The organism is Bacillus sp. 275 (assembly GCF_001999205.1).
GTDB lineage: Bacteria > Bacillota > Bacilli > Bacillales > Bacillaceae > Bacillus > Bacillus velezensis.
The window spans coordinates 2,399,764-2,423,819 of the sequence record NZ_CP019626.1 but is presented as its reverse complement, the minus strand read 5'-3'; the positions used below and the strand labels follow the sequence as shown (position 1 = coordinate 2,423,819).

The following is a 24,056-nucleotide window of genomic DNA, read 5'->3' as shown; positions in this document are numbered from 1 at the left end:
CATTATGCAGTCAGCGCAATGATGATCGGCAGTGAGATGAGAGATAAAATCGCACTGATCACGAACGCGGACGCAGTTTCTTCCTCTTGTTTTTCGAAACGTGTGGCAATCATCGCCGCTACCGCAGATCCAGGGAATGCAACGAGCAATACCGCTTTTGTGATCTGGTCAGCCGAAAGTCCGACTGCAAGAGCGATTAAGTACATCAGCGCAGGCTGAACGGCAACTTTTAACAAAGCGATACCGAAAGCCGGCAGACTGAGCTTAATGCTGCGGATACCGACAGTTACACCGACGGCAAAGAGCGCGACACCCGATGTTGTGCTTCCGAGCTGATCAAGCATTTTTTCTCCCAAAGCAGGGAGTGTTACACCGCAGAGCACCAAGATGATACTGATAAGCGGTGCAGCCGCAAGCGGTTCGGAAAGACCGTGAAGAATAGACTTACCAGTCATTTTCCAGAAGTTCTCGTTTTCAGCATCTTTTTTCTTAGATGACTCACCGACAGTAGCGATAATGATCGCAAGCGGGTCAAGGATGGCGTTAACCACGATACCCGTAACGGCGATAGGAATCGCTACTTCGCTTGCTCCGAATAAGCTTCCGAGTACGGGAATACCCATAAAAGCAAATGTCGGCTGTGCAGAGTTTAAAGAAAATACAGATGAATTCGTTAAATCATACTTGAAGATAAATTTGCAAACCAACAAAATGACGATAAAGAATCCGACAATCCCAATGATCAAAGCGACCATCAAAGGAACCTGTGATAAAAACGCACTTCTTGAAGTGGTTAAAATACTTGCGATAAAATGCGCCGGAAGCGCGTACTTCGTAACTAAGGTGCTTACCCCTTTTGCTGACTTCGCGTCATAACTTCCGAAGCGACCTGCGAACCATCCCAGCACGATCACGAAAAAGATCGGCGCCAGGAGGATTAAAATATCTAAGAAGCTCAAAATGTTCTCCTCCAAATCCTTAATGTCCGTATACTTTAGCCTTTATATAAAAGCTTTCCCTCGGACTGTAAAATTAATCGTAAAAATTATTTAGCGACAACTTGTTTATATTGCGGTTTCCACATTGCATCAAGAACGGCTTGTTCTACATTTTCAGGAATGCGGTTTGCCACGCCTTCTTTAATGGCAGTTTCCGCTACGGCGATCGCAACTTTAATTGAAACTTCTTGTAAGTCGCTCATGCTCGGCAGAAGGCCTGCACCCGGTGTTTCAAAATCAACGCTTTCTGCGATTGCGTCAGCAGTTGCCGCAAACATTGCAGGAGTAATCACTTTTGCTTCTACAACGATTGAACCGAGACCAAGTCCAGGGAACGCGAATGCGTTGTTAGATTGTCCGATTTCATGAGAAACGCCATTGTACTCTACATTGTCAAACGGGCTTCCTGTCGCCACAAGCACTTTGCCGTCAGTCCATTTGAAAAGATCGCTAGGAACGGCTTCAGCAAGCGGTGTCGGGTTAGACATCGGCATGATGACCGGACGCTCAACGTGTTTTGCCATTTCTTTGACGATTTCTTCACTGAACGCGCCGCTTTGGCCTGATGTACCGATTAAGATTGTCGGTTTCGCTTGACGGATCACTTCAATGAAAGGAATTTGTCCATTTTCATCGCGTTTCCAATCTTTAATTTCTTCAGCTGTGCGCAGGTACGGCTCTTGGAAATCAAGAATGTTTTCCATACCTTCAATTAACAAGCCTCTGTAGTCCATTGTGTAGAACGCTTTGTTGGCTTCTTCTTCAGACAGACCGGCAAGCACCATAGTGTCGCGGATTTGGTCAGCGATTCCGATTCCGGCAGATCCCGCACCGAAGACAACCACACGCTGGTCTTTAATAGACGCGCCTGTTTTCTTCATAGCCGCAAGCACCCCTGCAAGCGTAATCGCGCCTGTTCCTTGAATGTCATCGTTGAATGTAAGAATTTCATGGTTGTATTTCTTCATGATATTGCGCGCGTTTTTGTTTCCAAGGTCTTCCCAGTGAAGAAGAGCTTTAGGGAAATATTTAAGCGCAGCTTTTACATAAGCGTCAACGAAAGCTTCGTAACGTTCGCCTTGGATACGTTCATGGCGGTTACCGATGTATAAAGGATCGTTCAGAAGTTTTTCATTGTTCGTACCGACGTCAAGAACGACAGGAATAACACGGCTTGGGTCAATACCGGCAGCAGCTGTGTATACCGCTAATTTACCGATGGCGATGTTGATACCGCCTACACCCCAGTCACCGATTCCGAGGATGCTTTCTGAGTCTGTCGCAACGATCAGATCAATATCTCCGGCAGTGGCATGAAGGTTTTCAAATGCCTCTTCGATTCCTTCCACGTTGTCGATAGAAAGGTAAATCCCTTGAGGTCTTCTGTACTCATGGCTGTATTCTTGAATCGCTTCACCGACAGTCGGTGTGTAAACAACCGGCAGCATTTCACGAAGATGGTTTTGAAGCAATTTAAAGAAAAGAACTTCGTTACGGTTTTGCAAATCATTCAAATACACGTTTTGGCGAAGGCGGTCCGGCTGAGCTTGAAACTGCTCGTATGCGCGTTTTGCCTGCTCATCAAGAGACAGAATTGTCGGAGGAAGCAGCCCGTCTAATCCAAGGCTTTTTCTTTCTTCTGCTGAAAACGCAACACCTTTATTTAAAGTAGGGATAGATAGAACTTCTTTTCCTCTTAAAGTAGTTTCTAAGTTGCCTTCCTTCGTTACTTTAATATTATTCAAGAAAATCTCCTTCTTTCTTCAAATAGTTAACAAAGTTAAGTAATTACCCATTTTGGCTAGTGTGATCGCGATCTGCTATATCTTTTTTTGACAATTATTCGAACAATGTCTCATAACTATTTACATTACTTAGTCATTTTATGCCTGTAAAAATGAAAATTCAAGAGATGAAAATTACTTAATTTTTTCATACTCTTTTTTAAGTTATTTAACTACAATTTTTGAAAAAACGTCAAAAAAACACCGGATTTTTTACCGATGTTTTCATGAAAAGGGTTATTTATCAGTCTGTTTTTTTCGGCACTTCGTGATGATGTCTGCATCTCGCTTCGTATGACTCCGACGCGCCGACTAAAATGACCGGATCATCATAGGAAGCGGGCTTCCCGTCAATCAAACGCTGCGTACGGCTTGCCGGCGACCCGCAAACGGAGCAGACCGCCTGCAGCTTCGTCACCGATTCGGCAACCGCCATCAGATTCGGCACCACGCCGAAAGGCTCTCCCCGGAAATCCATATCAAGTCCGGCAGCGATGACACGATAGCCTTTATCCGCAAGCGAGGATAAGTCGCCGATGATCGATTCGCCGAAAAACTGCACCTCATCTACCGCGATGACGTCCGTGCTTTCACTGATATGATCCCATATTTCAGCCGAAGACGAGATGACGTGGCTTGTCATGGATGTGCCGTTGTGAGAAACGACGGCCTCCTCACTGTAGCGATTATCAATGGCAGGTTTGAACACCTTGACCTCCTGCTTCGCATATGTCGCTCTTTTCACTCTGCGGATCAGCTCTTCTGATTTCCCAGAGAACATGCTGCCGCATATCAGCTCAAGCCATCCGCTTTGCTTCATTATGTACATAGGCTATCCGCTCCCCTTTTTTTCCTGTTTATGGACATAAAAAACAGGCAAGAAGCAATTCTTGCCTGCCTGTAAAATCTATTATTACTTAAGACCGTATTTTTTGTTAAAGCGATCAACACGACCATCAGCAGAAGCGAATTTTTGACGTCCAGTGTAGAATGGGTGGCATTCAGAGCAAATCTCAACGCGTACCTCTTCTTTTACTGAGCCTGTTTCAAATTCATTTCCGCAAGCGCATTTAACTGTTGCTTTTTTGAAATTAGGATGAATTCCTGCTTTCATTGTATCCATCTCCTTCCGCCCTGAATCCCGTGTGGAAACAGAGTTATTATTCCGGAGTAATCCGGAACGCATATGAGAGAATTATATCAGTCATTTACTGCATTTGCAAATACATTTTTTATCAGCGGCGGGCTGATGATGAAAGGTTTGCCTGCTTCCATTCTTGGTTAATCAGATCGAAGAATTCCTGATTCGTTTTTGTTTTTTTCATTTTTCTCATAAACTTCTCTGCGAAGTCCGGAGAATCAGACATCGATTTGCGGATCGCCCATAAACGGTCAAGATGCTCTTTCGGCACGAGCAGCTCTTCCTTCCGTGTGCCGGAGCGGCGGATATCGATCGCCGGGAAAATCCGTCTTTCCGCAAGAGAACGGTCAAGGTGAAGCTCCATGTTGCCCGTTCCTTTAAACTCTTCATAGATGACGTCATCCATCCGGGAGCCCGTGTCCACGAGCGCCGTCGCCAAAATGGTCAGACTGCCGCCCTCTTCAATGTTTCTCGCGGCACCGAAAAAGCGCTTCGGACGATGGAACGCAGCCGGGTCAATCCCGCCGGAAAGCGTACGTCCGCTTGGCGGGATAACGAGGTTGTAGGCCCGTGCCAGGCGGGTAATGCTGTCCATCAGAATGATAACATCTTTTTTGTGTTCAACGAGACGCATTGCCCGTTCAAGCACAAGCTCCGCTACCTTAATGTGATTTTCCGGCACTTCATCGAACGTCGAGCTGACGACATCGCCCGCTACGGAACGTTCAATATCCGTTACTTCTTCCGGTCTTTCATCAATTAAGAGAACGATCAATTCAGCGTCAGGCTGATTTGTCGTAATGCTGTTAGCGATTTCTTTTAACAGCATGGTTTTACCGGCTTTCGGCGGCGCCACGATCAGACCGCGCTGGCCGAAACCGACGGGAGCCATCATATCAAGAATTCTTGTTGAGAGATAATTCGGTTTCGTCTCAAGCACCATTTGGCGGTCCGGATAAAGCGGAGTAAGCGCAGGAAAATGGACGCGCTCTTTCGCAGATTCCGGATCATCTCCATTTACCGCTTCAACGTGCAAAAGTCCGTAATAGCGTTCGTTTTCTTTCGGCGGACGCACCTTGCCGGATACTTTGTCACCGTTTCTTAAATCAAAGCGGCGGATCTGGGAAGCAGAAATGTAGATGTCTTCTGAGCTTGGCGAGTAATTAATCGGTCTGAGGAAGCCGAATCCTTCCGATTGGATGATTTCGAGCACGCCTTCCATAAACAGAAGATCCTCCTGCTCGGCGTTGGCTTTCAGAATGGCAAAGATTAATTCTTTTTTAGTCAGTTTGCTGTAGTAGGAGATTTTATAATGTCTGGCCAGTTCATATAGTTCTTTTAATTTCATATTTTCCAAAGAGGAAATAGATACGTCTTTCATAAAAACACCACGCTTTTCATAGTCAATGTATTGCTGTTTTCATTCAAATCGGCTGCTTCGCATGATTCCGCCAAAGCACATTCTTTTATAAAACGTTCAGGAACTTCTATCGGTAACACTTCCACCCATGATCGGCGCTTTTTTAAAAAAGGAATGTCTTAATGAGTTTTGAAGGAAGCGAGGACAAAAACTTGAGAAGATCAATATTTATATCGTCTGTATGCGGTAGAATTTGAAAATTTCCCAGTACTCAAAAGAAGGAATGACACAGAAAAATCGCAGCACTCTTTATTTTTACCTCATTTCAAAAAATTATTCAACTTAAATAATGCTTTGACATATAAATGATAGGGTTGACTCTTTATTGCAAAAGAAAAGCGGGACTTTCCGTCCCGCTTTTCTCTATTTATGGCCGGATCACAAGATTTGGTTTTTTCTTCAGGCTGTGTCTTCCGTCAACGAATCGGACCGTTCCTGATTTCGCCCGGATGACCAGACTTTCAGTCGTGCCGACGGAGCCTTTGAACTGAACGCCTTTCAGCAGCTCTCCGTCCGTGACGCCCGTTGCGGCAAAAATGGCGTCATCCCCTCTCACAAGGTCCTCCATCCGGAGCACTTTGGATACATCAAGGCCCATTCGCTCACAGCGGGCCTGCTCTTCCGCACTTTGCGGCAGAAGCCTGCCGATGATTTCGCCGCCGAGCGCTTTTAACGCAACGGCAGACAGCACGCCTTCAGGAGCCCCGCCTGAACCGAAGAGAATGTCTACTCCCGTATGGTCAAAGGCCGTATTGATGGCGCCCGCGACATCACCGTCGTTGATCAGTTTGATTCTGGCGCCCGCCTCACGCAATTCAGAGATGATTTTTTCATGTCTGTCACGATTTAAAATGGTTGCCACGACATCTTCAATGTCTTTGTTTTTCGCTTTCGCAACGGCTTTTAAGTTATCAATGACAGGCGCTTCAATATCGATGCAGCCTACCGCTTCGGGACCGACCGCGATTTTTTCCATATACATATCCGGGGCGTTCAGCAGTGTTCCGTGGTCGGCGACCGCGATCACCGTCAGCGCATTCCAGCCGCCGCTCGCTACGATGTTTGTGCCTTCAAGAGGATCGACGGCGACATCGACGCGCGGGCCGTATCCGTTTCCGAGCTTTTCGCCGATGTAAAGCATCGGCGCTTCATCCATCTCGCCTTCCCCGATCACGACCGTGCCTTTCATCGGCACCGTGTCAAACACGTCACGCATTGCGCTTGTCGCCGCATCATCAGCTTCATCTTTTTTCCCGCGGCCCATCCATCTGGCAGATGCTAAAGCCGCCGCTTCAGTGACTCGAACCAATTCCATCGATAAGCTTCTTTCCATTTCAACACGATCTCCTCTCAAAAGTCCGCATTTCTATGAATTTTGGAGCTGTTCTATCTCTTCGTCCGTCAGCCTTTGCCGCCAGATTGTGGCGCCCAGACCTTCGAGTTTTTTCTCAAGATTGCTGTAGCCGCGGTCTAAATGCTCAAGACCGGTAATTTCGGTTACGCCGTCAGCCATGAGCCCGGCGACGACCAGACAAGCGCCTGCACGCAGATCGCTCGCCTTTACTTTTGCGCCCTGAAGCTCGGCCGGACCGGTGATAATGGCCGACCTGCCTTCCACTTTCATGTTGGCCCCCATCCGTCTCAGCTCATCTATATGTTTAAATCGGGCCGAGTAGATGGTGTCGGTTACGACGCTCGTGCCGCTGGCTCTCGTTAACAGAGATGTCATCGGCTGCTGAAGATCAGTCGGGAATCCCGGGTAAACAAGCGTTTTTACGTCGACCGGTTTTATCTGCTTCTGCCCGCCGAGCATAAGAAGCTGATCGTCACTCGTCTCAATGTGAAAACCCATTTCCCTGAGCTTCGCCGTTAAAGACTCCAGGTGAGTCGGTATGACATTATCAATAATGACTTCTTTCCCCATCGCGGCGCCGGCGATCATAAAGGTGCCCGCCTCAATTCTGTCCGGAATGATCGTATGCCTGCATCCGTGCAGCTCTTTTACGCCGTCGATTCTGATTACATTGGTTCCCGCGCCTTTGATCTTTGCGCCCATGCTGGTGAGCAATGTGGCAACATCAATAATCTCAGGTTCCTTGGCGGCGTTTTCTATCACGGTTTTACCTTCAGCCAGTACAGCGGCAAGCATGATATTGATCGTCGCTCCGACGCTGACGACATCTAAATAAATCCGTGCGCCTCTCAGCCTCTCGGCGCGCAGATAAATCGCGCCTTGTTCATTGGTGACTTCCGCCCCAAGCGCTTCAAACCCTTTAATGTGCTGGTCAATCGGCCGCGGCCCGAGATGGCATCCGCCCGGCAGTCCGATGACCGCCTGTTTGAAGCGGCCCAGCATCGCGCCCATTAAGTAATAGGAAGCGCGGAGTTTTTTCACTTTGCCGTTGGGAAGCGGCATGCTGATCATCGGAGAAGGGTCGACGACCATTTCTCCTTTTTCAAAATGGACGTTTCCGCCGATTTCTTTCAGCAGGTCACGCAGCGTTTCAATATCTGAGATCTCCGGAAGCCCTTCGATCGTTACTTCGGAATTTGCCAGAATGGTTGCGGGTATCAATGCGACGGCGCTGTTTTTCGCGCCGCTGATATGTACGGTTCCGTTTAACGGATCGCCGCCGGCAATATTCAACTTTTCCATGATAGTCTCCTTCCATAAGAAGATAGCTGCGGAGCGTAAATAAAATGGCATTTTATTCTGTCTCTGCAAATAAAGCTCTTGTCCAAAATGTAGCCAATTCGAAGAGAAAGAATACAAGGACATTATAAAATAACAGGAAGAAAATAGCGAAGCTTTGCGGGGCATTTTTTACACAGGATGCACAGAGGCCCGCCGGGTTCACATTCCGGGGAAACACACTCTTCACTTTGATACTTAAGGCCCGCTGCCAAACAGGAAAACATAAGGGTGCGGCAAACGGATGCAACCGGTTTGCCGCCCTTTTCACCCTTATTTATTCCAGTCTGCCAAGAATTGCTCGATGCCTTTATCCGTTAACGGATGTTTCGCCAGCTGGTGAATGACTTTCAGCGGCATCGTACCGATATGCGCACCGCGTAAAGCGGCTTCAGTCACGTGCTGCGCATGACGGATGGAAGCTGCGATGATTTGTGTATCAATATCATGAATGTCAAAAATCTGTCTTATTTCTGAAATCAGTTCAAGACCGTTATGGCCGATATCATCCAGACGGCCTAAGAACGGAGATACATAAGTCGCTCCGGCTCTTGCCGCCAAAAGCGCCTGGTTGGCACTGAAGATGAGCGTTACGTTTGTTTTAATGTTCAGATCGCTCAGCGCTTTTACGGCTTTTAACCCTTCAGACGTCATCGGGATTTTCACCGTGATATTCGGTGCGATTTTCGCAAGTTCTTTACCTTCTTCAATCATCTCTTCAGCATTCAGGGAAATGACTTCCGCACTTACTGATCCGCTCACGACTTCCGTAATCTCACGAAGTCTGTCATGGAAAGACACGTCAGCTTCTTTTGCCACTAAACTAGGGTTTGTCGTAACTCCGGCAAGAACGCCAAGTTCATAAGCTTCTTTAATCTCGTCAATGTTTGCTGTATCAATGAAAAATAACATAAGGAAAGCCTCCCCAGTAATAAATTTTCAGAACTGTAAAACATGATTGCGCTTTCTAAAGGTAAGACATAAAACCGCCTGTCAATGCTGTCAGGCGGTTTATGGATGTTACATTGGATTAAGCTTGGTTTGAAGAACCGAACTCACGCATTTTGCCGATAACCGTTTCTTTGATCGCTTCACGAGCAGGTCCAAGATATTTACGAGGATCGTATTCGTTCGGCTTAGCTGCCAATGTTTCGCGGACAGCTTTTGCAGAAGAAATTTGGTTTTCAGTGTTTACGTTGATTTTAGCCGTACCAAGTGAGATTGATTTTTTAATGTCGGCAGTCGGAATTCCTGTACCGCCGTGAAGTACTAACGGAAGGCCGGTTGATTTGCCGATATCTTCCATTTCTTTGAAACCGAGGTTCGGTTCGCCTTTGTAAGGGCCGTGAACAGAACCCAGTGCAGGTGCAAGGCAGTCGATGCCAGTGCGCTCTACAAGTTCTTGACACTCTTTAGGGTCAGCATAGATTACGCCTTCAGCGATCACGTCATCTTCCTGTCCGCCTACAGTTCCAAGCTCAGCTTCAACTGAAACGCCGTGGAAATGAGCAAGCTCAACCACTTTAGCTGTAGTTGCTACGTTTTCCTCAAACGGGTGGTGAGATGCGTCGATCATTACAGAAGTGAAGCCTGCATGAATCGCTTTCGCACAAGATTCAAAGCTTGAACCGTGGTCTAAGTGAATGGCGACAGGAACTGTCACTTTGTATTCTTCCATAAGAGCTTTAACCATGGCAACCACTGTTTTGAAGCCGCCCATGTAGCGTCCCGCGCCTTCTGAAACACCAAGAATAACCGGGGATTTTTCCTCTTCTGCTGCTTGTAAAATAGCTTGAGTGAACTCAAGGTTATTTAAGTTAAATTGTCCAACAGCATATCCTTTTTCTTTAGCTGTATTCAACATTTCCGTCATTGAAACTAAAGGCATGTCGAAAGTCCTCCTTATGTAGCCTGATTTGCTTCTTCTCGAAAAAAGCTTTCCACCTATAGCATGACCATAAAAACCTGTCATATGTAAAACAACAGATCGCTTTTTCTCCATCTCTAGGATACCAACTTTTCGACAAATCGGCAACACAATGACATAATTGTTTCTAATTTTATTAATTCGATTTTAGAGGTAAATATTTTTTCACCGCGTCTCTGATCTCATCAATGTCAAAAGGTTTCGCAAAATGGGTCAGCGCTCCGAGCTCTTTTGATTCCTTAATCATATCGAGTTCTCCGTAAGCGGTCATGATAATGACGCGTATTGATTCGTCGATCATCTTCATGCGCTTGAGAATTTCGATTCCGTCCATGCCGGGGATTTTCATATCTAAAAGCACGAGATCGGGCCGTTCTTTCGTTACGATGTCCAGCGCCTGTATGCCGTTGGCGGCCTGAAACGTCTGGTACCCTTCTTTATGAAACACTTCATTGAGCAATATGCGTATACCGTATTGGTCATCTACGATTAAAATCTTTTCATTCATCATTTTACACCCCAATATTATCATTTTCGTCAAAAGGAAGCAGTTGTTTATGTATTCTGTTTGATTTTCACATTTCCTTTAATTATAATAGTCTACTTTCCGACATTTTCTGAGCATTTTCTCTTTTGTTGTATACTGTTCTTGTATGTGTAAAGGAGGTTTCACTCATGTTAAAGATATTTACGACGCAGCTTGCAGGCATTTTTTCCCGCATTCAGGATAAGGAATCCGAAGCAATAGAAGACGGCGCGCGCCTGCTGGCGCAGGCAGCCGTCAGCGGCCATACCATTTATTTATACGGCGCAAATGAGATGCAGGGCATTTTGTGCGAAGCGGAACTCGGCTCAGAACCGATGCCTTCCGTCAAAGCGTTTCCGGATACAGCTGATTCGATTACAGAAAGCGACAGGGTGCTGATGTTTTGTTCAGGTCCGGGCACGGCTGAAGAACAGGCGCTGGCTCAAAAGCTTTATGAAAAAGGGATCGGCCTCGTTGGCGTATCTCCTGTCATCAAAGATCAAACCGGGATTGAGGAATTTTGTGATGTTCATATTGACAGCAAATTAAAAATGCCGCTTCTGCCTGATGAAGACGGGACAAGATACGGCTTTCCTTCATTAATGACAGGCCTGTATGTCTATCACGCACTGTCCTTTACGTTAAAGGAAATGATGCAGGAATATGCCTGATGCAGAAAAAAGACTTGCCGCTTTTAAAGGAGGCAAGTCTTTTTTTATTACTTCTGTTCTGCAGCTTGTACGGAAGCGCCGATAAAGTCTTTGAATAAAGGCTGAGGTCTTGTCGGTCTTGATTTGAACTCAGGGTGGAACTGGCAAGCGACATACCAAGGATGGTCTTTCAGCTCGATGATTTCCACAAGACGGCCGTCAGGGCTTGTGCCTGAGAACACAAAACCGTTCTCTTCCATTTGCTGTCTGTATTCGTTGTTGAATTCATAACGGTGGCGGTGGCGTTCGTATACCACTTCATCCGCATACGCTTCGAAGGCTTTCGTGTCTTCCTGAAGCTTACAAGGGTACAGTCCGAGACGAAGCGTTCCTCCGAGATCCTCGACATCTTTTTGTTCTGGCAGAAGGTCAATGATCGGATAAGGAGTGGACGGATCGATCTCCGCAGAGTGAGCCCCTTCCAGACCTAATACGTTTCGCGCATATTCAATGGATGCAATCTGCATACCGAGGCAGATGCCGAAGAACGGAATTTTATTCTCACGCGCATACTTGGCGGCGATGATTTTCCCTTCTACGCCGCGGTCTCCGAAACCGCCGGGCACGATGATTCCGTCTGTGCCGCTAGTCAGCTCTTGAATATTGCTTTCTGTCACTTCTTCGGCGTTAATCCATTTGATCTTCACATCAGCGTCAAACGCATAGCCGGCGTGGCGCAGTGATTCAACGACTGAAATGTAAGCGTCCTGAAGCTCGACGTATTTACCGACGAGGCTGATTGTAATGGTTTTAGACAAGTTTTTCACTTTCGTGACAAGGTCTTTCCATTCCGTCATATCCGGGTCTTTGCATTCTAATTTCATATGATCGCAGACAAGCTTATCGAGTCCCTGCTCCTGAAGGTTAAGCGGGATGGAGTAAAGGTTGTCCGCATCTTCGCACTCGATGACCGCTTTCGTGTCAATATCGCAGAAGAGCGCGATTTTATCTTTCATATCTTGAGAAATCGGCATTTCCGTGCGCACGACGATGATATTAGGCTGAATACCGAGGCTTCTCAGCTCTTTTACGCTGTGCTGCGTCGGTTTTGTTTTCAGCTCGCCCGCCGCTTTGATGTACGGAACAAGCGTACAGTGAATGTACATCACGTTTTCATGGCCGATGTCGCTTTTCATTTGACGGATGGCTTCAAGGAACGGAAGGGATTCGATGTCTCCCACTGTTCCGCCGATCTCAGTAATGACTACATCTGCGTTTGTTTCTTTGCCTGCACGGTAGACGCGGTCTTTCAGTTCATTTGTGATGTGCGGAATGACCTGAACCGTTCCGCCGAGGTAGTCCCCGCGGCGCTCTTTTTTCAATACGGCGGAATAGATTTTACCGGTCGTCACGTTGCTGAATCTGTTCAGATTAATGTCAATGAAACGCTCATAATGCCCTAAGTCAAGGTCAGTCTCAGCGCCGTCATCGGTAACGAATACCTCACCGTGCTGGTACGGGCTCATCGTTCCCGGGTCAACGTTGATATAAGGGTCAAATTTTTGGATGGTGACGCTCATGCCTCTGTTTTTCAAAAGGCGGCCAAGTGATGCAGCCACAATTCCTTTTCCGAGTGATGATACAACTCCCCCGGTTACAAAAATATATTTCGTCATTTCGTTTGCTCCTCTCTTCGGTCTGCGCTACATTCCTTAAAATGTGCCGTTTTATAGAAAATCATTTCACTAAAAACAAATGATGTGTAAAAGAATTTGGGAGATGAAAATAAGAAAGCTCCCTTTCAATTTCTTGAAAGGGAGCGTAGCACTCTTATGAATTCTCTTCTTTTTGAAGAGCCCAAAATACATACTACATAGTTCGACAATGAAAGTCAAGATCGTTTTGCTGATATAAAATCAGTCTTTGCGATCCTCTTCCTCATCATCATAATCTTCCTCATCTTCTTCAATCATCTCGTCTTCGATCTCAAGCTCGTCGTCATCTTCTTCATCGATATCTTCGTCGTCAAAGCTGTCTGCGTCAAGGTCAATATCTTCTTCCATTTCATCGAGATCGATGTCATCTTCGTCAACTTCCTCGAATTCATCAAGGTCGAGATCTTCCTCAACGACTTTTTTCGCTTTTTTCTTTTTCGCTTTTACAGTCGGCTGTGTTTCTTCGTCCAGCTGATCGTACGGATACCAGCTGCGAAGCCCCCACGTCTGGTCTGACAGAGCAATAAAGCGGCCGTCAATGTTCAGGTCTGTATAAAATTGGGCGATACGGTCGCCCAGTTCCTCTTTCGTAACACCGAGCAAGGAGATCATTTCATTCAGCAGCTCCTGGAACGGAACCGGTTTTTTATGTTCTGAGAAAATTTCGTGAGCGATTTCAACTAAAGCCATCTGCTTCAGCTGTTCCTGAGAATATTGTTTGATACTCAAGGTCGGACACTCCCTTTCTATTACTTATATGTATCTGTTTCTATCCTATAATAAGAACGAATTTGTATTGTTTTGTTCATAAACCATACCTCTCATTATAAACAAATTAAAACAGAATATGCTACCCTTAACAGCGTAATTTAAGAAATTTTAGAGCTGTCCCTTCATAAATCGGCTGATGTGCGAAAACAAAGCCGCCGGCATATGCGCCGGCGGCCCGCTTCTTTCTATAAAGACTCTTGTTTTTCAGCGCCGAATACAGACATGGCGAGCAATTCACTGACATCATAAGTGCCGACAGCGTCTTCGGCTTCTTTCGCTTTCGTACCGTCACCGAGCATGGTCAGACAGTAAGGACAGCCGGAGCTGATGACCGTCGGACTGACAGAAAGCGCCTGCTCAGTCCGGGCCGTGTTGATTCTCGCTCCCGTTTCTTCTTCCATCCACATGAGCCCTCCCCCGGCGCCGCAGCACATCCCGTTTTCGCGGCTGCGCTCCATTTCCTTCAATTGAACGCCCGGAATGGCTTTTAAGATCGCTCTCGGCGGCTCATACACTTCATTGTATCTTCCTAAATAGCACGAGTCATGGAAGGTAATCGTTTCATTCACCGGGTGAAGCGGTTTTAGTTTCCCCTGTGACACAAGCTCGGCTAATAATTCAGTATGATGATAGACTTCGGCCCGGAATCCGAAATCAGGATATTCATTTTTAAACATATTATAGGCGTGCGGATCAATCGTGACGATTTTTTTGATTCCGTGTTTTTCAAATTCGCCGATGTTGTGTTCCGCCAGCTCTTGAAACAGAAACTCGTTGCCCAAACGGCGCGGCGTATCGCCTGAGTTTTTTTCCTTATTGCCGAGAATCGCAAAGGATACGCCCGCTTCATTAAGCAGCTTTGCAAATGAGACGGCAATCTTTTGGCTCCTGTTATCGTAGGAACCCATTGAGCCTACCCAAAACAAATAGTCGAACTCTTTGTCTTGTTTTTTCATTTCTTTCACTGTCGGAATCTCTGTATCAGCCTGCTCCCGCCAGTTCTCCCGCTCTTTCCGGTTTAAGCCCCACGGGTTTCCCTGTCTTTCAATGCTAGTCATGGCCCGCTGCGCGTCGCTGTCCATCTTCCCTTCCGTAAGCACAAGATAGCGGCGCAGATCGATAATTTTATCAACGTGTTCATTCATGACCGGACATTGATCTTCACAGTTGCGGCAAGTGGTGCACGCCCAAATCTCCTCTTCCGTGATGACCTCGCCGATTAAGCTCGGGTTGTAATCAATGGCTGCGGCCGCTTCACGCGATCCTCCCCCTGAGGAAGCCGCGGCGAGCTGATTCGCTTTCGTGTGCTGAAAAACGGGCGCGGGCACCCACGGAGATTTTGACGTCACGGCAGCGCCTTTTTCCGTCAAATGGTCTCTGAGCTTTAAAATGAGGTCCATCGGCGAGAGCATCTTGCCCGTACCGGAGGCCGGACACATATTTGTACAGCGGCCGCATTCGACGCAGGCGTAAAGGTCGACAAGCTGAGAGCGGCGGAAGTCTTCAATCTTTCCGACGCCGTAGCTTTCTTTCGTCTCATCGGTGAAATCGATTTTTTCCAGCTTTCCTTTTGAATCCAGCCTGCTGAGGAACACATTCGCCGGACCCGCAATTAAGTGCGCATGCTTTGATTGCGGCACGTACACTAAAAAGCTGAGCAAAAACAACAGATGAAGCCACCATGAAACATAAAACACGGCGGCGGCCGCCGGCGCTGAAAGACCGCCGAGCACAATCGCAATGGAGGAGGCGATCGGCTCCGTCCAAGACAGAGAATGATCGTGCCATAAAAGGTTCATGGCGTTCCCGAGAAGCACCGTCACCATCAGTCCGCCGATAAACAGCAGGACAAGCCCCGCTTTAAACCCGCGTTTCAGTCTGACGAGTTTTTCAATGTAGCGCCGGTAAAACGCCCAGACTACGGCGATTAAAATCAAAAACGTGACGATTTCCTGAAAAAAGGTAAACGCCGGATAAAGCGGACCGAACGGCAGATGGCGGTCAGGAAGCAGCCCTTTCAGAATAAAATCAATTGCGCCGAACTGAACGAGTATAAAACCGTAAAAAAACAGAACGTGGATGATGCCGCTCTTTTTATCTTTCAGCAGTTTTTTCTGTCCGAACACATTCACCCATATCTTCTGAAGACGTTCTTTCAGGCGTTTATCAAATTCTTCCCTTTGGCCGAGCTTAATATAAGCGATCCTCGTTCTGATCAGGTAAACGAATAAATAAACGGCGTAAGCGGTTACAGCTGAAAACAGCAGCGCGTTTACCATGAGAAATGCGTTCATCTTGTCTCCCCCTTTGTTCTGATACCCCTCTTCATTGTCATATCTTTACTTTATCATAAATAATGAATGAGTGTTCAGTCAATAATTAAATTCACATTCTCAGGGCACACTACGAATACTTCGGAAAGGAGCGTCGGTATGAAGGTCATTTTTGTGTTGCTTGTCATTTTTATCATATTGATCGCACTTATGCTGCTTGATATGCTGCTTGGCCGGGCGGCGTACAAAAAACAGGCGTATGAGCCCGTTTTTGATCCGAAAAAGAGTGATATCACACTCATTCACTGCGGCAGCGAGCTTGTGCGGCAGATGACGGCTGATATCCGCCAAGCCGTCTCTTCTATTCATATGATGTTTTTTATTATGAAGAACGACCAAGTCAGCCATGAGATGTTTCATTTATTGAAGGAAAAGGCCCAGGCCGGCGTCTCCGTATATCTGCTGCTCGATTGGGCGGGCAGCCGCCAAGTGAAAAAGCCTTCCATTCAAACGATGAAAAAAGCCGGCGTTCACGTTCATTTTCTAAATAAACCGGCATTTCCGTTTCTATTTTTCAGGCTGCAAAAACGGAATCACCGGAAAGTGACCGTCATTGACGGCAAAATCGGCTATGTCGGCGGTTTTAATATCGCTGAAGAGTACCTCGGCAAAAAAGCGAAGTTCGGAAACTGGGAGGATTATCACCTGCGGATGACCGGAGAAGGCACGGCGGATCTTCAGACTCTTTTTGTAAGCGATCTGAAACGAAACACCGGAAAGGCACCCGGATCACCCGGGGTTTATCCGGCATTATCCGTAGGGAATATCTCTCATAGAACATATGCATCTGACGGTTTTTCGCTTGAATCGCATTATGAAAACTGCATCCGTAAGGCGGAGAAAAAAATCATTATCGGCACGCCTTATTATGTACCGAGCAAAAAGCTTCAGGAAGCGCTTATTTCAGCCTGCCGAAAAGGCGTCAAAGTCATCTTGATCGTGCCGATGAAGTCAGACCACCCGTTCGTTCGGGAAACAGCTTTTACCTATTATCCCGAGCTTCTGAAGGCCGGCTGCCTCATCTATCGGTATTATCAAGGCTTTTATCATGTCAAAGCTTTCATTATTGATGACCGCATCAGCATTATCGGCACGCCGAATTTTGATAAACGGAGTCTGTTCTGGAATGAAGAGGTGAATGTCATCATTCATGATGAAGCCTTTACAAAGGAAGTGCTTTCAACCATAAAGCAGGACATCGAAAAATCCGAGCTTCTCACATTAGAAAAAGTGAAACAGCGCTCCGTCAGACAGCTTCCTGCAGAATGGCTGGGAAAGGCCATATCTTACTTTTTATAAAGGAGAAACCATATGCTGTTCAGATTCGGATTCGTCGCAAACGCCATGTGCCTTTGGGACGCGTCACCCGCAAAAACCTTAACATATGCGCGCTATACCAAGCTTTCCCGCAGTGAGCGGAAAGACGCCCTGCTTTCTGTGACGAAAGCAAATCTTACCAATACGCTGCGCACCATCCACTATGTGGTCGGCCACGGCATCCCACTGTACAGGTTCTCAAGCTCGATTGTGCCGCTCGCCACCCATCCGGATGTGCTGTGGGATTTTGTCACGCCGTTTCGCCAGGAGTTTCGTGAGATCGGCGGGCTGGTCAGAAAATATGACCTCAGAACGAGCTTTCATCCGAACCAATTCACGCTTTTTACAAGCCCGAAACAGGAGATTACCGCAAATGCGGTCAAGGATATGGCCTATCATTATGACATGCTGGACGCAATGGGCATCGCGGACCGTTCCGTCATCAACATCCATGTCGGAGGCGCTTACGGTGACAAACAAAGCGCGCTTGGCCGTTTCCGCGTGAATCTGAAAGAACTTCCCGATGTCATCAAACAGCGGATGACTTTAGAAAACGATGATAAAACATATACGTCCGAGGAAACACTCAGTGTATGTGAACAAGAAGGCATTCCGTTTGTGTTTGATTATCACCATTTTTACGCCAATCCGACCGATGACGCTGATTTAGATGACATTCTTCCGCGGATGATCAAAACATGGCAGCGGATCGGCTTAAAGCCGAAGGTCCATCTCTCCTCGCCAAAATCAGAATCAGCCGTACGCAGTCATGCGGACTATGTAGATGCGAATTTTATTCTGCCGGTGCTGGAGCGGTTCAGACAATGGGATACGGACATCGATTTTATGATTGAGGCGAAAGAGAAAGACCGGGCGCTGCTCCGGCTCGTCGAAGAATTAAGCGCCATCCGCGGAGTCAAACGCCTGGCGGGCGGAGTGCTGAAGTGGAAGGCATAACCAGGTTTATCACCCGTTTATATGGGGAATTTCCGAAATAACAGACCATCAGACGGAGGAGAAAACATATGAAAAACATTACATCTTTGAAAATAGCCGCTAAGAAGTTCACTTTACGAAACATGCTTCAGCTTTATCATCTTTGCCACACGGGAGGCCACGAGCTGTATATCTACTCTAAAAAAACGATGTGCAAAATCAAAGATATCATTGAGCTGGAAACGTTCAGAATGGCCCATAAAGAACAAGAATATTTAATTGTAGTGGAAGGAAAGAAAGCGGTGCAGCTTGTTGACCGTTTCAAACATATCATCGAACCTGCGCAAAAAGAAGCCCATTAAATACGGACTACATAAAAAAAAGGATAGACAGGAGGCTGACCCCTTTTGTCTATCCTTTTTCTTTTATTGATGTATCAGCTCGCCGAATTGGGCCTGATGAAGTCTCTGGTACATGCCGCCGGATGCCAGCAGTTCCTTATGATGACCTTGTTCAGCGATGCCATCTTTCGTGACGACGACGATCCGGTCCGCATCCTTAATCGTAGCCAGCCGATGGGCGATCACAAGCGTTGTGCGTCCTTCAGACAGCTCTTGCAGCGATTTTTGAATGGCGGCTTCCGTTTCTGTATCGAGGGCTGATGTAGCCTCGTCTAAAATTAAGATCGACGGATTTTTCAAAAACATTCTGGCGATGGAAAGCCGCTGCTTCTGCCCGCCTGACAGCTTCACGCCGCGCTCGCCGATCACCGTGTTTAAACCGTCGGGATACCCGTTTACCAAGTCCTCTAAATGCGCCTGGCGGACGGCCTGCCAGATTTCTTCCTCAGACGCGTCCAGCCGCCCGTAAGCAATGTTTTCCCGCAATGTGCCGGAAAACAGAAAGACATCCTGCTGGACGACGCCGATTTGTCCGCGCAATGATGACAGCGTCATGTCCTTAATATCGATTCCGTCGATGGAAATCACGCCTTCAGACGGCTCATAAAAGCGCGGCAGCAGACTTGTCAGCGTTGATTTTCCCGCTCCCGAAGGCCCGACGAATGCGACTGTCTCCCCGGCATGAATGGACAAATTGATTCCCGACAGAACCGGACTGTTTTCTTCGTAACCGAATGACACACCATCATAACGGATATTCCCTTTTAAACCGGACACATGTCTCGCGTTCGGGGTGTCCTTGATATCAGGCTCCGTTTCCAGTATTTCTATAAAGCTTTTAAAACCGGCAATGCCTCTCGGATACATCTCAATAATCGCGTTGATTTTATCAATCGGACGGAACAGAACGTTCGTCAGCAGCACAAAAGCGACGAATTCCCCGTAAGATAACGATCCGCGTATCACGAACCATGTGCCGCACAATAAGACGAACAGCGTGACAAATCTTGTCAGCATGTAACTGATCGAGCCGTTTTTCGCCATGATTTTATAAGACGTCAGCTTTGTTTTGCGGAAACGCTGATTGTTCACGTCAAACCGCTGCGTTTCAAACGCTTCATTGCTGAAAGCCTGAACAAGACGGATGCCGCCGATATTGTTTTCAACCCTCGCGCTGAAGTCTCCGACGTCTTTGTTCAGTTTTGTAAACGCAGAGGTCATTTTTTTATTGAAATACAAAGCAAGCCAAATGACGACCGGCATAATGATAAAAGTCAACAGCGCGAGCTGCCAGTTAATAAACAGCATCACACCGAACGCGCCCAAAATCGTCATGATCGCGATAAACAGGTCTTCAGGCCCGTGGTGGGCGGTTTCTCCGATATACATCAAATCATTGGTGAGCTTGGACATTAAACTGCCCGTTTTGTTGTTATCGTAAAATTTGAACGAAAGCTTTTGCAGATGGTCGAAAAGCTTTTTCCGCATATCCGTTTCAATGTTAATGCCGAGCATATGGCCCCAATACGTCACAACATACTGAAGTGCCGAGCTGAGGGTGTAGACCCCGAATAAAGCAGCGGAAGTCAAAATAATCAGACTCCAATCCCGCCCCGGGAGCAATGTATCGATAAAGTAATTGACAATCAGAGGAAAACTCAGCTCCATCAATCCGCCGGCGATGGCAGAAAAGAAGTCGAGAAAAAACAGCTTTTTGTACGGTTTATAATAAGAAAAAAATTGTCGCAGCACGATTCCGTCCTCCTTGTGCCTCGTTCTTAATGATAATATTTCTCAATTATACTATACACAAGGAGTTTTAAAAGCGTTTTTTATAAAACGCCGGAAAATAACCGTGCGAAGGATTCCTTCGTTCTTTCCCATAATGTGCGCTTATAGAAACGGACGGGGCTGATTTTTTCAGACTCCTTCATATCCTCCAGGTAATGCGCTTCAAGATCTTTGATCGCCTCTTGATCTGTAAAAAAGACATTGACTTCAAAATTCAGCTGAAAGCTTCTCATGTCCATATTCGCCGTCCCGACAGAGGCGAGGTTTCCGTCAGTGATGAGCACCTTTTGATGCATAAAGCCTTTTTGATAAGAATAGACTTCGATTCCTTCGCGAAGAAGCTCGGGGAAATACGATCTCGTCGCGTACTGGGTTAAAAATCCGTCATTGGTTTCCGGCACCATGACACGCACCCGGACGCCTCTGGCAGCAGCCTCCTTTAGCGCTGTGCGGATCGGCTCATTCGGCACGAAATAAGGCGTCGCGATCCATACAGACGATTCGGCCGCCGCTATCATGGCATAATACAGATCGCTCATCCGCTCCTTCATATCGGGGCCTGTCGGAACGACTTGATAGACGCCGCCGCTTTCTGCCGCAACCGGGCGGGTATATGCTTTCTGATCAATCAGCACCTCATCCGAAACGTATTCCCAATCAAGCATAAAAATGCTGTGGAGCGTCTGAACGATTTCTCCTTCGACTTTCATATGTGTGTCCCGCCAAAAGCCGACATCTTGGTCTTTGCCGATATACTCCTTGCCGACATTCAGCCCGCCGACAAAACCGACTTTCCCGTCAACGATGACGATCTTGCGGTGATTTCTGAAATTGAATTTTTGGTTGAAAAAACCGTATTTCAGCGGCAGAAACGGGACGATGTTCACGCCCGCGCGTTTCAGTTTTTTAATATCTTTTCCGGCCAGCTTCAGGCTGCCGGCCGCGTCGAACAAAAACCGCACTTCCACGCCTTGACGCGCCTTTTCCATCATAATGTCCATCATCTTGTGCCCGAGCATGTCTGATTTGAACATGTAATACTCAATATGTATAAATGACGCGGCCTCCCGGAGCGCCTCAAACAGCTCCGGAAATGTTTCGTCCCCGTTTTTGAGCACCTTCAGCCTGCTTTTTGTATTGATATTCATATGGGACGCCTTGATTGAATATTGAAAGAAACGCTTCTGATTTCCTTTCAGCCCGGTCAGGTCGGGAGTTTGTTCCATATCAAATATCGTTCTCAGCTTTTCCCGGTTGTATGTCCGTTTCGACCTGAACAACTTGCCTTTTTCATAAAGCTGGCCGGAAAAAAGGTAAAATAAGTACCCGGCGATCGGAAAAAACACAAGAATATGAATCCATAACAGCGTGTGCTGCGAGGTGCGGTTTTCAAGAATTAACGAATAAATGCTGAACAAAATAATGCTTGCATAACAAAGCACCCCACCGTAAAACTCAAGCCTGGAAACCGGAAAAAACCATATGACATATGCTACGATAAGCATCATATATAAAAAGCAAAATTCCAGTCTCCTTTTCAGCATCCCGACTCTCTCCCATCTGATCCGATATCTCTGTATACCCTCTGTTTTCCGGCTTGTAAACATATGAAAAAGCCTCTCCGCACGAGCGGAAAGGCTTATGATGAAGCTTCCTGTGATTGGCCGGGTGTGATGTTCTGAAGCAATGCCGGATTGAGCGAGCAGCTGCCTTTGATTTTATTTTTGAAGATGCCGATGATCAGACCGGTGACCGCTATCGACACTAAGGAGAAGAGCCCTTTCAGCAATCCGACGGAGAAAATGCCGGCCAGCACGACGCCAAAATCGAAGAGGAAATTAACGGCACCCGGATTCCATCCGCAGCGCTTTTGCAGAAATAAAGCGAGGATATTGGCGCCGCCGAGCGATGCCTGATGATAAAACATGAGCGACAGGCCGAACCCGATCAGCGCCCCGCCGCAAATCGCCCCGGCAAGCGGTGAAACAGAGACCGGCGGCAGCCAGTGATCCGTGCCTGTAAATAGAGTCAGCACTGTGACTGCAAAAACGGTGGATAGAGTGAATTTGATTCCCATTCTGATGAGAGAAAATATATAAAACGGGATATTAATCAGAAAGAAGATAATCGCAAACGAGGAATGAAACAAGTATGACAGGCTTAGTGACAGTCCCGCTGTGCCGCCGGTTAATACTTGAGAATGTCTGAGTGTCAGGACGCCGGCGCTAGTCATCAGACAGGCGGCTAAAATGAGGAAAATCCGCTTCATTCTTCACTCTCCTTTTGTTGCTGTTATTTCCAAATAAAACATAACAGGAATCCCCGCCGCCCAGCCATTACCTTGGCAGAAAATATCTTATGTTTTTATTTTTTCACCATAAAAAATCCCCCTCTGGCAGGGGGGATTTTTACGTGCGTTTCCGATAGACAACATAGCTGCGGGTCAAATACTTGAGGGGCAGGCTGAACACGTGAACCAGTCTTGTAAACGGCCAGAGGATAAAAACGACGTACCCTATGATGATATGAAACTTAAACCATAGCGGGACACTTTCCATCAAAGAAGCGTCAGGCCGGAACAAAACAATTTCCCTGAACCACGGCCCGACTGTTGCCCTGTAATCAAATCCTTTCGAGTCAATGTTGAGGAACGTGGCCGCAACGCCCGACAGCATCATGAACAGCAGCAGAATAAGCGTCAGGATATCCGATGGCGAGCTGGTTTTGCGGATTCTTTTGTCAAACAGCCTTCTGTACGTCAGGATGACAAGTCCGGCACATGCAGCAATCCCCGCCGGCAGGCCTGCGCCGATCGCCATTTTGTGATACATATGCTCTGAAATGCCAAGGGAAGCATACACGCCTTCCGGGATCAGAATTCCCATGACATGTCCGCCGACAACGCACAGCAGTCCCCAATGAAAAAGTGTGCTGCCAGCCGCGAGTTTTTTCTTTTCTAACAGCTCGCTTGATTTCGCCGTCCAGCCGAATTGGTCATGCTGATAGCGGTAAATATGCCCGCCGATAAAGATCGTCAATACAATGTATGGCATAACGCCCCACAGGATCTGCCCGCTCATGCCTGAACAGCCCCTTCTTCAGTGCTTGCATGTACACCGATGTTTTCCAGTGCGGCCTGCAGCACGTGCAGCAGCTCAGCATAGATGCTGTTATTTTTTTCGAGGCGGGAAGCCAGCTCCCTCACATTGGACAGGTATTTCTCAAACACGCTTCTCGCCGCTTCAATCTCCGCAACCGCGGCGAATTCCAGCATCAGCGGCAGGTAATCAGGCAGTTCTTTCTCTGTCGGCAGGAAACCGGATTGCTGGTAGATGTTTTTTAAATGCAGCAATTCAATGCCGCGTTCCCTTTGTTCGCCTGAGTTAAAGTAGGTGACGTACATATTCGTTTTCTTTCCGAAATCGAACGTATACACATAGTGTTCAATCAGCGCTTGCGGAGAAAAGCCGGCTGCCGCCTCTAAAAAGTGCAGCAATTTCTCCCGGATTTGCTGATTGGTGATGTCATGGATAAGAGCCTTCCAATCGGGAATCTCGGCTCTCCACTCTTCATCCGGATAAGAGAGAAGAACGGAAAGAGCGGAGAACGTCATTTGCCGGTCTGTGGTGTTCATGTTATTACACCTCATTTATG

At 47.1% G+C, this 24,056-nt stretch carries 22 protein-coding genes and 1 pseudogene; 4 read left to right on the top strand and 19 right to left on the bottom strand.

All coding sequences use genetic code 11. The annotated features are described in order from the left end of the window. Positions 1–2 precede the first annotated feature (2 nt). The 11 genes and pseudogenes from BZ167_RS11685 to spo0F form a co-directional block, all read right to left on the bottom strand. The gene (locus tag BZ167_RS11685) at positions 3–959 is read right to left on the bottom strand and encodes an AEC family transporter (RefSeq protein WP_061890874.1); all 957 of its coding nucleotides are present in this window, start codon (positions 957–959) and stop codon (positions 3–5) included. A gap of 86 nt (positions 960–1,045) precedes the next feature. Continuing rightward, on the bottom strand, positions 1,046–2,743 hold the full coding sequence (gene malS, locus BZ167_RS11680; protein ID WP_007407609.1) for an oxaloacetate-decarboxylating malate dehydrogenase: 1,698 nt from the start codon (positions 2,741–2,743) through the stop codon (positions 1,046–1,048). A 283-nt stretch (positions 2,744–3,026) separates the two neighbouring features. Further along, entirely contained in the window at positions 3,027–3,611 is a 585-nt protein-coding gene (locus BZ167_RS11675; RefSeq protein ID WP_007614390.1) for a thymidine kinase, read from the bottom strand. A gap of 84 nt (positions 3,612–3,695) precedes the next feature. Beyond that, a complete protein-coding gene (gene rpmE / locus BZ167_RS11670) occupies positions 3,696–3,896 on the bottom strand; it encodes a 50S ribosomal protein L31 (RefSeq protein WP_003151132.1) in 201 nt (66 codons plus the stop codon). Between the two features lie 121 nt (positions 3,897–4,017). Further along, positions 4,018–5,304, bottom strand: coding sequence for a transcription termination factor Rho (gene rho / locus BZ167_RS11665; protein ID WP_003151107.1), 1,287 nt, complete (start codon positions 5,302–5,304; stop codon positions 4,018–4,020). Next, positions 5,301–5,509 (bottom strand): annotated as a pseudogene (locus BZ167_RS20730) (hypothetical protein). The gene rho and the pseudogene BZ167_RS20730 overlap by 4 nt, the downstream one beginning before the upstream one ends. A gap of 201 nt (positions 5,510–5,710) precedes the next feature. Beyond that, positions 5,711–6,676, bottom strand: a complete 966-nt coding sequence (glpX, locus tag BZ167_RS11660) for a class II fructose-bisphosphatase (protein WP_003151105.1) — start codon at positions 6,674–6,676, stop codon at positions 5,711–5,713. Positions 6,677–6,709: 33 nt separating this feature from the next. Continuing rightward, positions 6,710–7,999 carry a UDP-N-acetylglucosamine 1-carboxyvinyltransferase gene (locus BZ167_RS11655; protein ID WP_007407612.1) on the bottom strand — a complete coding sequence of 430 codons (1,290 nt, stop codon included), beginning with the start codon at positions 7,997–7,999 and terminating at the stop codon, positions 6,710–6,712. 309 nt (positions 8,000–8,308) lie between these two features. Further along, positions 8,309–8,947: a fructose-6-phosphate aldolase gene (gene fsa / locus BZ167_RS11645; protein ID WP_007407613.1), complete on the bottom strand. Its 639-nt coding sequence runs from the start codon at positions 8,945–8,947 to the stop codon at positions 8,309–8,311. Between the two features lie 118 nt (positions 8,948–9,065). Next, positions 9,066–9,923 (bottom strand): class II fructose-bisphosphate aldolase, encoded by an 858-nt coding sequence (locus tag BZ167_RS11640; protein WP_003151102.1) that lies wholly within the window; start codon positions 9,921–9,923, stop codon positions 9,066–9,068. A 175-nt stretch (positions 9,924–10,098) separates the two neighbouring features. Further along, positions 10,099–10,473, bottom strand: coding sequence for a sporulation initiation phosphotransferase Spo0F (gene spo0F / locus BZ167_RS11635; protein ID WP_012118670.1), 375 nt, complete (start codon positions 10,471–10,473; stop codon positions 10,099–10,101). 164 nt (positions 10,474–10,637) lie between these two features. On the opposite strand from spo0F, the gene BZ167_RS11630 reads away from it, so the two are divergent. Beyond that, positions 10,638–11,159, top strand: a complete 522-nt coding sequence (locus BZ167_RS11630) for a DUF2529 domain-containing protein (RefSeq protein ID WP_007407614.1) — start codon at positions 10,638–10,640, stop codon at positions 11,157–11,159. A 47-nt stretch (positions 11,160–11,206) separates the two neighbouring features. Here BZ167_RS11630 and pyrG read toward each other — a convergent pair whose 3' ends face one another. The 3 genes from pyrG to BZ167_RS11615 form a co-directional block, all read right to left on the bottom strand. Further along, positions 11,207–12,814, bottom strand: coding sequence for a glutamine hydrolyzing CTP synthase (gene pyrG / locus BZ167_RS11625; protein WP_007407615.1), 1,608 nt, complete (start codon positions 12,812–12,814; stop codon positions 11,207–11,209). Positions 12,815–13,054: 240 nt separating this feature from the next. After that, a complete protein-coding gene (rpoE, locus tag BZ167_RS11620; protein WP_053573968.1) occupies positions 13,055–13,582 on the bottom strand; it encodes a DNA-directed RNA polymerase subunit delta in 528 nt (175 codons plus the stop codon). A 227-nt stretch (positions 13,583–13,809) separates the two neighbouring features. Beyond that, entirely contained in the window at positions 13,810–15,918 is a 2,109-nt protein-coding gene (locus tag BZ167_RS11615; protein ID WP_053573967.1) for a (Fe-S)-binding protein, read from the bottom strand. Between the two features lie 138 nt (positions 15,919–16,056). On the opposite strand from BZ167_RS11615, the gene cls (BZ167_RS11610) reads away from it, so the two are divergent. The 3 genes from cls (BZ167_RS11610) (at position 16,057) to BZ167_RS11600 (ending at position 18,572) form a co-directional block, all read left to right on the top strand. Next, positions 16,057–17,256 (top strand): cardiolipin synthase, encoded by a 1,200-nt coding sequence (cls, locus tag BZ167_RS11610; protein WP_061890875.1) that lies wholly within the window; start codon positions 16,057–16,059, stop codon positions 17,254–17,256. A gap of 12 nt (positions 17,257–17,268) precedes the next feature. Further along, positions 17,269–18,231: a UV DNA damage repair endonuclease UvsE gene (uvsE, locus tag BZ167_RS11605; RefSeq protein ID WP_015418426.1), complete on the top strand. Its 963-nt coding sequence runs from the start codon at positions 17,269–17,271 to the stop codon at positions 18,229–18,231. Between the two features lie 68 nt (positions 18,232–18,299). Next, on the top strand, positions 18,300–18,572 hold the full coding sequence (locus BZ167_RS11600; protein WP_015418427.1) for a hypothetical protein: 273 nt from the start codon (positions 18,300–18,302) through the stop codon (positions 18,570–18,572). A 63-nt stretch (positions 18,573–18,635) separates the two neighbouring features. Here the strand turns inward: BZ167_RS11600 and BZ167_RS11595 are convergent, their stop codons facing one another. The 5 genes from BZ167_RS11595 to narJ all read right to left on the bottom strand — a co-directional run bounded on the left by BZ167_RS11595 (position 18,636) and on the right by narJ (position 24,036). Continuing rightward, positions 18,636–20,363: an ABC transporter ATP-binding protein gene (locus BZ167_RS11595; protein WP_061890876.1), complete on the bottom strand. Its 1,728-nt coding sequence runs from the start codon at positions 20,361–20,363 to the stop codon at positions 18,636–18,638. A gap of 80 nt (positions 20,364–20,443) precedes the next feature. Further along, positions 20,444–21,946, bottom strand: coding sequence for a cardiolipin synthase (cls, locus tag BZ167_RS11590; protein ID WP_053573964.1), 1,503 nt, complete (start codon positions 21,944–21,946; stop codon positions 20,444–20,446). Positions 21,947–22,041: 95 nt separating this feature from the next. Then, a complete protein-coding gene (locus BZ167_RS11585) occupies positions 22,042–22,671 on the bottom strand; it encodes a YitT family protein (RefSeq protein ID WP_060673894.1) in 630 nt (209 codons plus the stop codon). 139 nt (positions 22,672–22,810) lie between these two features. Further along, the gene (narI, locus tag BZ167_RS11580; RefSeq protein WP_007407624.1) at positions 22,811–23,482 is read right to left on the bottom strand and encodes a respiratory nitrate reductase subunit gamma; all 672 of its coding nucleotides are present in this window, start codon (positions 23,480–23,482) and stop codon (positions 22,811–22,813) included. Further along, on the bottom strand, positions 23,479–24,036 hold the full coding sequence (gene narJ, locus BZ167_RS11575) for a nitrate reductase molybdenum cofactor assembly chaperone (RefSeq protein WP_015418431.1): 558 nt from the start codon (positions 24,034–24,036) through the stop codon (positions 23,479–23,481). Before narJ ends, narI begins: the two co-directional genes overlap by 4 nt. Positions 24,037–24,056: the final 20 nt, after the last annotated feature.

Bases quoted from the DNA above. Each gene is read 5' to 3' on its own strand.
- BZ167_RS11675 (WP_007614390.1), bottom strand. From the start codon at position 3,611: ATGTACATAATGAAGCAAAGCGGATGGCTTGAGCTGATATGCGGCAGC.
- rpmE (WP_003151132.1), bottom strand. From the start codon at position 3,896: ATGAAAGCAGGAATTCATCCTAATTTCAAAAAAGCAACAGTTAAATGC.
- rho (WP_003151107.1), bottom strand. From the start codon at position 5,304: ATGAAAGACGTATCTATTTCCTCTTTGGAAAATATGAAATTAAAAGAA.
- glpX (WP_003151105.1), bottom strand. From the start codon at position 6,676: ATGGAAAGAAGCTTATCGATGGAATTGGTTCGAGTCACTGAAGCGGCG.
- BZ167_RS11655 (WP_007407612.1), bottom strand. From the start codon at position 7,999: ATGGAAAAGTTGAATATTGCCGGCGGCGATCCGTTAAACGGAACCGTA.
- fsa (WP_007407613.1), bottom strand. From the start codon at position 8,947: ATGTTATTTTTCATTGATACAGCAAACATTGACGAGATTAAAGAAGCT.
- BZ167_RS11640 (WP_003151102.1), bottom strand. From the start codon at position 9,923: ATGCCTTTAGTTTCAATGACGGAAATGTTGAATACAGCTAAAGAAAAA.
- spo0F (WP_012118670.1), bottom strand. From the start codon at position 10,473: ATGATGAATGAAAAGATTTTAATCGTAGATGACCAATACGGTATACGC.
- BZ167_RS11630 (WP_007407614.1), top strand. From the start codon at position 10,638: ATGTTAAAGATATTTACGACGCAGCTTGCAGGCATTTTTTCCCGCATT.
- pyrG (WP_007407615.1), bottom strand. From the start codon at position 12,814: ATGACGAAATATATTTTTGTAACCGGGGGAGTTGTATCATCACTCGGA.
- BZ167_RS11615 (WP_053573967.1), bottom strand. From the start codon at position 15,918: ATGAACGCATTTCTCATGGTAAACGCGCTGCTGTTTTCAGCTGTAACC.
- cls (WP_061890875.1), top strand. From the start codon at position 16,057: ATGAAGGTCATTTTTGTGTTGCTTGTCATTTTTATCATATTGATCGCA.
- uvsE (WP_015418426.1), top strand. From the start codon at position 17,269: ATGCTGTTCAGATTCGGATTCGTCGCAAACGCCATGTGCCTTTGGGAC.
- BZ167_RS11600 (WP_015418427.1), top strand. From the start codon at position 18,300: ATGAAAAACATTACATCTTTGAAAATAGCCGCTAAGAAGTTCACTTTA.
- cls (WP_053573964.1), bottom strand. From the start codon at position 21,946: ATGCTGAAAAGGAGACTGGAATTTTGCTTTTTATATATGATGCTTATC.
- BZ167_RS11585 (WP_060673894.1), bottom strand. From the start codon at position 22,671: ATGAAGCGGATTTTCCTCATTTTAGCCGCCTGTCTGATGACTAGCGCC.
- narI (WP_007407624.1), bottom strand. From the start codon at position 23,482: ATGAGCGGGCAGATCCTGTGGGGCGTTATGCCATACATTGTATTGACG.
- narJ (WP_015418431.1), bottom strand. From the start codon at position 24,036: ATGAACACCACAGACCGGCAAATGACGTTCTCCGCTCTTTCCGTTCTT.